Here is a 10094-nt window from a genome sequence, read left to right on the forward strand (position 1 = left end):
ACCGTCACGACTGCTGCCGGCCGGCGCGCGTCGCCTACTGCCAGAGCTGCCGGCTGGCGAGCGCGGCGCCATCGGCCAGCGACTTGAGCTTCGCCCAGCCGATGTCCGGGTAGCAGCGGCCGCCCAGCCCGCAGTCCACGCCGGCGATCACGTTCTCGCGCCCCATCAGCTTCGCATAGCGGATGATGCGGTCGGCCACCAGCTCCGGCGGCTCGATCGTCGTCGTCTTGTGGCAGATCACGCCGGGAATGTAGACCTTCCCCTCCGGCAGCTTATGCGTCTCCCAGACGTGCCAGTCCAGCTCGTGCCGCGCGTCCGCCGTTTCGACGGAGTAGGCGCCGGCCTTCACCATCAGCATCAGGTCGATCACGTGCTCAAAGGGGATGTCGGTGGTGTGCGGCGTGTGCCAGCTGCCCCAGCAGGTGTGGTAACGCACGCGGTCCTCGGGGATCCCTTCCAGCGCCCAGTTGAGCGCCTCGACGCGCGGCTGCACGAAGCGGCGGTACTCTTCGATGCTCAGCGCCGGCTCGAGCATCCCGTAGCGGGTGACCAGCGCCGGGTCGTCGATCTGCAGGATGAAGCCGGCGTCCACGACGGCGCGGTAGTCGTTCTTGAAGAACGCCGCCAGGGCGTAAATGTACTCCTCCTCGCTCTTGTAGTAGTCGTTGAGCACGAAGTGGCTGAGCCAGTTCGGGCTGAGCACGGGAAAGAAGCAGTCCTCCAGCCGGGCGCCGGCGGCCGTCATCGCCGCCTTCGACACCGCGATCTCGTGCGTGATCGTGCCGATGTCGTCCGCCGCGCGAGGCGTGAGCGGTCCGGTGATCGCCGAGCGCTGCGTTTGGATGCCGAAGCCGCGGATCTCGGCGCCGGGCATCGGCGTGTTGCCCACCCGGTCGTAGATCTCCCAGAAGGCCCGGAACTCCGGCGTGCGCCGCTCCCGCTGGAAGACGAGCACGGAGGCCGGCTCGCCGGGCTTCGCCTCCCGCGTCTCGATGCCGGAGGCGCGGCTGTCGTAGTATCCCTGGTCCCGCACCTTCCAGAACTCGCCGTCGCTGAGGATGTCGACGCCGATCTCCTTTTGGCGGCGCACCATGGCGGCGATGCCGCTCTGCACCTGGGCATCGAAGGCCTGCCGATCGCCCCGCTGACGCGCGGCGAGCACTTCGGCCTGGTTGTCGGGGTTGGGCAGGCGGCCGGGGTGGGTGGTGAGGATACGGTCGCTGCTGCGGTGCATCTGCTGCTCCTGCGATCTGCCGCGGACCGCGCGGCGGTCCACAACAGCCGGTCCTACAGATGGTTTCAAAACCGGCAGTCTCGCGCTCCCGCACGCGCATCCGCCGGTATGCGTGCAGGTTTTGAAACCATGTCTTGGTCCCGTGCCTGAAGGCCACACACGGCATAGCACAGAGAGCGCCCGCTTCGCCATGCCCGGCGGGGCGCCGCTCAGGCCGCGGCCTGGCCGACGCGCACCAAATCGCCGTCCTCGCGCTTCAACAGCACGGCGTTCGTCGCCACGATGATCGAGCTGGCGCTCATCAGCAGCGCCGACCACTCCGGCTGCAACATGATGCCGAAGCGCGGGAAGAGCACGCCAGCGGCCACGGGGATCGCGGCCAGGTTGTAGATGCTCGCCCAGAAGAGGTTCTGTTTCATCTTGCGCACCGTGGCGCGCGAGAGGCGCCAGGCCCGCATAATGTCCAGCGGGTCGCTCTTCATCAAGACGACTTTCGCCGTCTCGATCGCCACGTCGGTGCCCGCGCCGATGGCGATGCCGACTTCCGCCTGCGCCAGCGCCGGCGCGTCGTTGACGCCGTCACCGACCATCGCCACGCGCTTGCCCTCGCTCTGCAACTGCCGCACGTAGCCGGCTTTCTGCTCGGGCAAAACCTCGGCGAAGACGCGTGCGATACCCAGCTCGGCGGCCACGGCCTCGGCGGTGCGGCGATTGTCGCCCGTCAGCATCGCCACCTCGATGTCCGCTTCTTTGAGCAGCGGGATCAGCCGGCGGGCGCTCGGCTTGATCGTGTCGGCCACGGCCACGAGCCCAGCGGCCGCGCCGTCGACGGCGACGTACATCGGCGTCTTGCCCGCCGCTGCAAGGGTTGCCGCTGTCTCTGCGAGTGAGCCGGGCGCAATGCCCGCGTCGGCCAGAAGCGCCGCGTTGCCGGCGAGGAGCTGCCGGCTGCCGACCTCCGCCCGCAGCCCCTTGCCCGCAATCGCGGTGAAGTTCTGCGCCGAGGCGAGCGCCAGGCCGCGCTCGCTTGCGCCGCGCACGATCGCGGCCGCCAGCGGGTGCTCCGAGCCCTGCTCCACCGACGCTACAAGCGCGAGCAGGTCGTTTTCGCGGCCGGGCTGCCAGGGGCCGGCGCCGGAGACGACGACATCCGTGAGCGCCGGCTTGCCCTCGGTCAGCGTGCCGGTCTTGTCCAGCACGATCGCATTGATCTCCGAGACGCCCTCCAGCGTGGCCGCATCTTTGATCAAGATGTTGTGCCTGGCGCCCAGCCCCGTGCCCACGGCCACCGCGGTCGGCGTCGCCAGCCCCAGCGCGTCCGGGCAGGCGATCACCACGGCGGAGATGGCGAAAGTCAGCGCCGTGAGCGCCGAGGCGCCGCCGAGCGTGTACCAGAGGATGAACGTCAGCAGCCCCGCGCCCACGGCCAGCACCACGAGATAGGCCGCCGCCTTGTCCGCCAGCCGCTGGCCCGGCGCCTTCGAGGCCTGCGCCTGCTGCACCAGCGCCACGATCTGCGCCAGCGCCGTCTCACTGCCGACTTTCGTCGCCTCCATCACGACCGAGCCGGCGCGGTTGATCGAGCCGCCGATCAGCGTGTCGCCCGGCTGCTTCTCCACGGGCACCGATTCGCCCGTGACCAGCGACTCGTCGATGCTGGTGCTGCCCTCGACCAACACGCCGTCGACCGGCACCTTGGCGCCCGGACGCAGGCGGATGCGGTCGCCCGCGACCAGCTCGCTGGTCGGCACCTCCTGCTCTTCACCGTTGCGCAGGGCGATCGCGCTGGGCGGCACGAGGTCGAAGAGGGCGCGCAGGGCATCCGTGGTGCCCCGGCGGCTCTTCATCTCCATCCAGTGGCCGAAGAGCACGAAGGTGACGAGCATCGCCGCCGCTTCGTAGAAGGTCTCGCCCTGACCGAGCACGGTGATCAGCAGACTGAAGCCCCAGGCGGCAAGCACGCCGGTGGCGATCAGCACGCTCATGTTGAGCTGCCGGTAGCGCAGCGAGCTGGCCGCGCCGCCGATGAAGGGCCAGCCCGCCCAGAAGACGACCGGCGTGGAGAAGACGAGGGCCAGCCAGTTGGCCGCGCTCATGCGCACGATCTCGATGCCGAAGGTGTTCTTCGCCAGCGGCGAGAAGAGCACGGTGGGAATCGTGAGCAGCAGAGCGACGAAGAAGCGGCGGCGCATGTCCGCCTCCATCGCCTTCGCCATCGCCGGGTCGGACATGTCGTGGCCCATGCCGCCGTGCGCCGCGTGTGCGCCGTGGTCCATCGCCGGCATCGGCATGCCGGCGTGCTCAGCCACTGCGTGACCGGCGTGCTCGGGCGCCATCACGGCCGCGGCGGCATGGCCCTCGCGCTGCATATGATCCGCGTGGCCTGCATGGTCCGCGGCGTGCCGGGCGCCGGCCGCGGTCGAGGGAAACTCGTACTGCATGCGGTCGGCGGCCGTATTCATGGTGACGGCGGCCATATCGGCGTGGTGGGCAAGCGCTTCCAGCCCGCCGCCCGTGCCGGCGTTTGTATTGCCGGCCGGCGCGCAGCGGCAGCCGCGGGCGCTCCGCGAGATCAGGGCGCTGATCTGACCGGCGTCGATCCTGCCCGCGTGAAAGGTGACGTGGACGGTCTTGCCGGCGTAATCGACGTGCACGCCGGTGATCTGCGGGTTGGCGCGCAGGGCACGCCCCGCTGCCTCGGCGCATTCCAGGCAGGCGAAATCGGCGTGGAAGGCCCCGGTTATTGGCGCGCCGTGCTGCTGCGGCGGTGCGTGCTGGTGTGCTGCGGTCATGGCTGCTGTTCTCTCTAGATAATGCCGGGACGGCGTGTGCGGCGTTCGCTTGCGATGGTGCGCTCGGCTAGCGTTGCGAGAGCGCGAACAGGTCGGCCAGCTCGGCGATGACCTGGTCGCCGCGGCCCTCGGCGAAGCCCTCGCGCACGCAGCCGTCCAGGTGCGTGCGCAGCAGCAGCGCGTCGAACTTGTCCAGCGCCCGCTTGACGGCGTAGGTCTGCTTGAGGATGTCGACGCAGTACTGGTCTTCCTCGACCATCTTGCGGATGCCTTTGATGTGCCCCTCGATGTAGGCGAGGCGCTTGAGCACCTCGCCGCGCTCTGCCTGCATGGTTCGCCTCCCGAAGTAAACCCATCCCCTCCGGGTAGGGTATGAACAGCGTAGCGGCCCTGTCAAGCGCGCGCTCGGGCGCGTCCCCTGCCGGGCATAGGGCCGCACCGCGTGCGCCCTTCGCGGCGCCGTTTGGCTCGATCCCGGGCACACCAACGGCGCGGTTCGCGGCCCGGCAAGCACGGCCGTGCTACGATCGCCCCGCCATGACGAGCACGCGCGCGAGGCCGTACGAGGTCGTCACGTTCGACTGCTACGGCACGCTGATCGACTGGAACAGCGGCATCGCCGGCGCTTTCGCCGAGGCGGCGCGGCGGGACGGCGGCGCCCTCGACGGCGCGGCAGTGCTCGCGGCCTATCACGCGATCGAGCCGGAGGTCGAGGCCGAGGCGTTCCGCTCCTACCGCGCCGTGCTGGGCGAGACGGCGCGGCGCGTGGCGGCGCGGCTCGGCTGGCCGCTCGCGGAGGATCGCGCCGGCTTCCTCGCCGAGAGCCTGCCGCGCTGGCCCGTCTTCCCCGACACGAACCCGGCGCTTGAGCGGCTGGCCGCCGCCGGCTGCCGGCTCGGCATCCTCTCCAACGTGGACGACGATCTGCTCGCCGGCACGCGCCAGCAGCTCCGTGTGCCGTTCGAGTTTGTCGTCACGGCGCAGCAGGTCGGCTCATACAAGCCGGCGCCGGGGCATTTCCTCGCGGCGCGCGAGCGGATCGGCGGGCGCGCCTGGCTGCACGTGGCGCAGAGCTGGTTTCATGACATCGCCCCGGCCGCGGCGCTCGGCGTTTCCGCGGCCTGGGTCAACCGCACGCGCGAAGCAGCAGCAGGCACGGCGCGGCCGGTGCACGAATGCTCATCGCTGTCCGAGCTTGCCGACTGGCTCGCCTGAGGGAGCGACGACCGCACGGCGTGGGCCGCGCCGTGGATCGCGCGCGCACTCGGATACCGCTCCCCTCGCGCGGCGAGTGAAGCGCGCGCCGGGGATGCGTTCCCGGTGCGGGCCAGAGGGCAATACAACCAGCGGAGCCTTGCGGAGACGGCCTACGTGCGCAGGGCCAGGGGCGGGCGTGCCGCTTACACGCGCACCGGGATCGCGCCGCCGCCGCGCCGGCTCTTCTGCTCCATGCGGCGGAAGATCGCCTCGTAGAGCCGGTCGATCGGCTTGAGGCGGTCGGTGTAGCGCGTATAGATCTCGCGCGACTCCTGCATCGTCCAGCGCTTGTCGTGGTGCACGAACTGGCGGCCGGTGAAGAGGTCGTAGGGCGGCAGCTTGCCTTCGGGCAGCAGGCTGCCGTCGCGGTCGAGCAGCGCCAGGCCACCGCCGTGGCCGTCGGGCCAGTTGATCGTAGCGGGCAACGGCGTAAGCAGGTTCGCCGTCTGGTAGTGGCTGACGCCGGTGACCCACTCGGCGAGCTGCATGATCGAGTCTTCCGTGTCGAAGGGCAAGCCGATGATCGTCATCGCCACGACGCGGAAGCCCCACTCCTTGAGCGCGATCAGATCCTTGTGCATCTGGTCGGGCTCCTGCCGCTTGTGGATCGCCTTCAGGTTCTCGGCGGAGGAGGACTCGACGCCGACGTAAAGCATCTCAATGCCCGCCTCGCGGAAGGCCTCGGCCAGCTCGGGGTCGGAGCCCAGCTCGGCGCGGTTCTGCGTGATGAAGCGCATGCCCTCGGTCAGGCTCCTCCAGCCGCGGGCGCGCTGCAGCCGGTCGTTGCGGAACTTGATCGCCCGCTTCGGCGGTGAGTGCAGGTCGTCGGAGACGAAGACGCGCACGTTGCCGTCGGGCCACTTGTAGATCAGGCCGTCGGCGGCCATGCGCTGCAGCTGCATCAGCCGCTTCAGCTCGGTCTCCGGCTCGACCATGCGGTAGCCGACGAACTGCTCGATCACCTCGCAGTAGGTGCAGCTTTCCGTGCAGCCGCGCGAGGTTTCCAGCACGCCGGCGGCCATCGGGTTCTGCGGGTTGAGGTCGCGGATCGATTCGTAATCGGGCAGCTCGACGTAGTCGGACTTGATCATGCGCCGGAAGGGGCGCTGCACCAGGCGGCCGTCCGCTAAGAAGGCGAGGCCGTCAAGCTTGTGCAGCTCGCGCGCCCGATCGGCGCCGTCATAGGTCATTAGCAGGTCGCAGAGCGGGCCAATCACGTCCTCGCCCTCGCGCTGCACGATGACGTCCATGCCGGTGAGACGCATCGCTTCTTCTGGCAGCGGCCCCATCTGCGGCCCGCCGCCCAGCACCACGATGTTCGGGTGATAGAGCTTCGCCTGCCGGGCGATCTCGTAGGCGCGGGGGGTCTCGTTGATCAGGGCGGTGACCAGCAGGATATCGGCATCGACCAGGTCTTTGTCGGGGTCGATCTTGCCACTGCGGTCCTCGAACCAGATCTCGCGCTCGTAGCGGTAGGGCGCGCCGTCGCGCTTGCTCCAGATCTCCAGCGCCCGCGAGAGGAAGAGCATGCCCTGCCGGGGAATGGCGACATACTCGAAGTTGCCGCCGGTCGAGCGTGGCTGCACGAGCACCACGCGCCTGGTTGTAGCCATCGAGTCTCCTTCCGGGATATGGCCGGCCGCCCGGCCGCGGACGCTGCTTTACGTCATTGTCACAGAGGATTGCCCGTTCGTAAACCTTTCGATAGATCCGCGGGGTGAGCGGGGCGGGTGGCTAGGGTAGCTCCTCGGTGCGGCTACGGCAGGGCGAAGTGCTCGCGGATGCGTCGGGCCGTGGTCTCGGCGCTGAGATCGCTGGTGTCGATCCGCAAGTGCGGCACGTCGAGCGGCAGTTCGCCGCCGTTGTCCCAGCAGTGCGCGGACAGAAACAGCCGTACGTACGCTTCATCGCGGCACTGGCCCGCTCAGGCGTCGGCCTCTTCGCCCTGCGCCGCGGCCCAGTTGGACATCGCCTCTTCGATCTCCTGCCACAGCTCCTGCAACTGCCGGCCCAGCTTCGCCCGCGCCTGGTGCAGCCGCGCCTTGACCGCGTTCGGCGCCACTTCAAGCTGCGCCGCCGTCTCCGCCAGCGTCAGCCCGGCGAGGTAGTAGAGCTGCACCGCCGCCTGCTGGCCGCGCGGCAAGGTCGCGATCGCGCGGCGCACGCGCTCAACCAGGTCACCGGCGACGGCCTCCTCCTCCGGCGTGGCGTAGGGCGCCACCGGCTCGTGCAGGCGGCCGGCGGCGAACAGCGCTTCTAACGACAGCGCCGCGCGTGCCCGTTGCCGCAGCCAGCGCCGGCAGATATTCAACCCGATGCCCGTGATCCAGGCGCCGAAGCGGCCCGGCGTGCGCAACGAGTTGAGATGCACCAGCCCCTGAAGCGCCGCCTCCTGGGCCGCATCCTCAGCTTCGTCCGGGTCGCCGAGCAGCCGGGCACAAAGCGCAAGCGTCATCGGCCGGTAGCGCCCGACGAGCACGCCGAACGCCCCCCGGTCGCCCTGCTGCGCAGCACGCACCAGTGTGCTGTCCGCCGCCGCGGCTGTCGCTGTCATGGCTCCCAGGTGCTGAGAAGCTTCCACTGAATAGTCGCCCGCACGGTGCACAAGGTTATATCAGCGCAGCACACGCTGGCGCAGATATACCAGACCGCGCCGCATCTCGCCATTCCTCGCGGCGCGCAGCGCCGCGGAACCCGTGTGAGCGATCTGCCGCTTGCCGGCCGGCCGTCTCTGCAAGCGAGGCGACCCGGCTGCAGTGCGCTGTTCCTGCCAACGATCGCCCCCTTCTCCCCGTGCTGGCCACTATGGTCCCGCGGTGTACACGATTCATGTGTTTCATGTGTCATGTGGTAGCAAGAGAAGGGGGTCGGGGTTATGAGGGCCACGCGCCCCCGCCCGCCGCGCCGCCCGCACCGAGCCCGCCGAGTCCACCCAGCCCCGCAAGCCCGCCCATGCCGCCCATTGCGCCCATGCCTCCGCCAAGACCGGGGAAGGGCGCGGCCGGCGCCGGCGTCAGGCCGAGCACGTCCTGGCGGGCGCGCGGCAGCGCCTCCAGCACGTCGGAGGCGAGCACGCCGGCGTCGCCCAGCTCTTTGCGCAGCAGGTCGCCGGCGGTGCCGTGCAGGAAGACGCCGCAGGCCGCCGCTTCCGGCGCCGGCAGCCCCTGCGCCAAAAGCCCCGCGATCGTGCCGGCCAGCACGTCGCCGGTGCCGGCGCTGGCCAGCGCGGGATTCGAGAACGGCGAAAGCCAGGTGCGGCCGTCCGGCGCGGCGACGATCGTGCCGGCGCCCTTCAGCACCACGACCTGCTGCCAGCGCTGCGCGGCGTTCGCCGCCGTCTCCATGCGCTTCGCCTGGATCTCGGCCACGCTCGTGCCGAGAAGGCGCGCCATCTCACCGGGGTGCGGCGTGAGCACGCCGCCCGGCGGCACCAGCGCGGACCAGCCGTCGACCTCGCTGAGGATGTTGAGCGCATCGGCATCGAAGACGAAGCCCTTCAAGTTCATGGGAATGCGGCCGAGCAGATCGGTGAACGCCACGGAGGTCGAGTCGCGGTGCGAGAGGCCGCAGCCGGCCAGCAGCACGTCGTAGCGCTCAAGCTCCGCGATCACGCGCGAGGCGGCGCCCACGGCGAGAAAGCCGTCCTCTTCGGGCAGCGGCAGAAAGGTGCCTTCGGAGAACTTCGCGGCGAGGATCGGCAGGATCGAGTGCACGCAGGCGAAGGTGACGAGCCCGGCCCCGGCCCGCGCCGCCGCCGCCGTCGAGAGATAGGCCGCGCCGACGTACTGCAACGAGCCCGTGAGCGAGAGCACCTTGCCGAACGTGCCCTTGTTGGCGCTCGCCGGCCGCTCGGGCAGGTGCTTGCGCACCCACGAGCGTTCCAGCAGCTCCAGCGGCAGCTCCTGCGCCGCCGCGGGCGGAATGCCGATCTCCACGACCTGCAGACGGCCGGCTACCTCGCGCTCGGGCGTGTAGAGGCCGAGCTTGGGATATTGAAACGTGACGGTCTGGTCGGCGGCGACGGTGTGCGCATCGACGGCGCCGCTGTCGGCATCGAGACCGCTGGGCAGATCGACGGCGAGGATCTTGGGCGGCGGCACGCTTGCGCGCGCGGCCTGCACGGCGTCCAGCACGCCGGCCAGTGCGCCCTCGATCGGCCGGGCGCGGCCGGTGCCGAGCAGCGCGTCGATCACGAGGTCGCTGCCGGTGAGCCAGGAGCGCAGCGTCGCCAGATCGGCGTCGTCCTCGGCGCTGGTAACGGGCACCTCCAACCCGCGCACGGCCTCGACCAGCGGGTCGTCCTCGCGCGGCTTCAGCAGATAGACGCCGACATTGACGCCCCAGTCGCCCAGGTGTCGCGCGGCCACCAGGCCGTCGCCGCCGTTGTTGCCCGGCCCGCAGAGCACGACGATGCGCCGCTCTTCCAGCGAGCCGAGCAGCATCCACGCCTCCTGCGCCACGGCCAGGCCGGCGTTCTCCATCAGCTCGGCGGCAGAGACGCCGGCGGCTTCGGCGGCCTGCTCCAGCCCGCGCATCTGCTCGCTCGTGACGAGTTTCATTTGAGATCTCCGCTGGTCATAGGGGGCACGCCCCCTGTCACCCCCGAATGTGAAGTCCGCTGCGCGGACGATGATTTCACTGCGGGCCTCACGCTTGCCTCGAAGAGCTCCGCTGGTCGTACGGGGCGAACCCCCTGTCACCCCCAAATCTGGCGCGGCCGGTGGCCGCGGTGCTTGCACCGTCGGGCTTCCGCCCTTCGCCGGCCAGCTCCGCTGGGCGTAGGGGACACGCCCCCTGTCACCCCCGCTGGG

General features: G+C 70.2%; 7 protein-coding genes. 1 reads left to right on the plus strand and 6 read right to left on the minus strand.

Going from position 1 to position 10094, the window contains the following annotated elements; translation table 11 throughout:
• Positions 1 to 34: 34 nt before the first annotated feature.
• From VKV26_16070 to VKV26_16080, 3 genes are all read right to left on the minus strand, one after another.
• Positions 35 to 1234 carry an epoxyalkane--coenzyme M transferase gene (locus tag VKV26_16070; GenBank protein HLZ71418.1) on the minus strand — a complete coding sequence of 400 codons (1200 nt, stop codon included), beginning with the start codon at positions 1232 to 1234 and terminating at the stop codon, positions 35 to 37.
• A gap of 209 nt (positions 1235 to 1443) precedes the next feature.
• The gene (locus VKV26_16075; protein ID HLZ71419.1) at positions 1444 to 4026 is read right to left on the minus strand and encodes a copper-translocating P-type ATPase; all 2583 of its coding nucleotides are present in this window, start codon (positions 4024 to 4026) and stop codon (positions 1444 to 1446) included.
• 67 nt (positions 4027 to 4093) lie between these two features.
• Positions 4094 to 4357: a metal-sensitive transcriptional regulator gene (locus tag VKV26_16080; protein ID HLZ71420.1), complete on the minus strand. Its 264-nt coding sequence runs from the start codon at positions 4355 to 4357 to the stop codon at positions 4094 to 4096.
• A gap of 206 nt (positions 4358 to 4563) precedes the next feature.
• On the opposite strand from VKV26_16080, the gene VKV26_16085 reads away from it, so the two are divergent.
• On the plus strand, positions 4564 to 5241 hold the full coding sequence (locus VKV26_16085) for an HAD-IA family hydrolase (GenBank protein ID HLZ71421.1): 678 nt from the start codon (positions 4564 to 4566) through the stop codon (positions 5239 to 5241).
• A 185-nt stretch (positions 5242 to 5426) separates the two neighbouring features.
• On the opposite strand, the gene VKV26_16090 is transcribed toward VKV26_16085, so the two are convergent.
• The 3 genes from VKV26_16090 to VKV26_16100 form a co-directional block, all read right to left on the minus strand.
• Positions 5427 to 6896 carry a radical SAM protein gene (locus VKV26_16090; protein HLZ71422.1) on the minus strand — a complete coding sequence of 490 codons (1470 nt, stop codon included), beginning with the start codon at positions 6894 to 6896 and terminating at the stop codon, positions 5427 to 5429.
• A gap of 311 nt (positions 6897 to 7207) precedes the next feature.
• Complete coding sequence (locus tag VKV26_16095; protein ID HLZ71423.1) at positions 7208 to 7837, minus strand: RNA polymerase sigma factor; 630 nt, start codon at positions 7835 to 7837, stop codon at positions 7208 to 7210.
• Positions 7838 to 8156: 319 nt separating this feature from the next.
• Positions 8157 to 9842, minus strand: a complete 1686-nt coding sequence (locus tag VKV26_16100; GenBank protein HLZ71424.1) for an NAD(P)H-hydrate dehydratase — start codon at positions 9840 to 9842, stop codon at positions 8157 to 8159.
• Positions 9843 to 10094: the final 252 nt, after the last annotated feature.

Source organism: Dehalococcoidia bacterium (genome assembly GCA_035310145.1).
Lineage (GTDB): Bacteria > Chloroflexota > Dehalococcoidia > CAUJGQ01 > CAUJGQ01 > CALFMN01.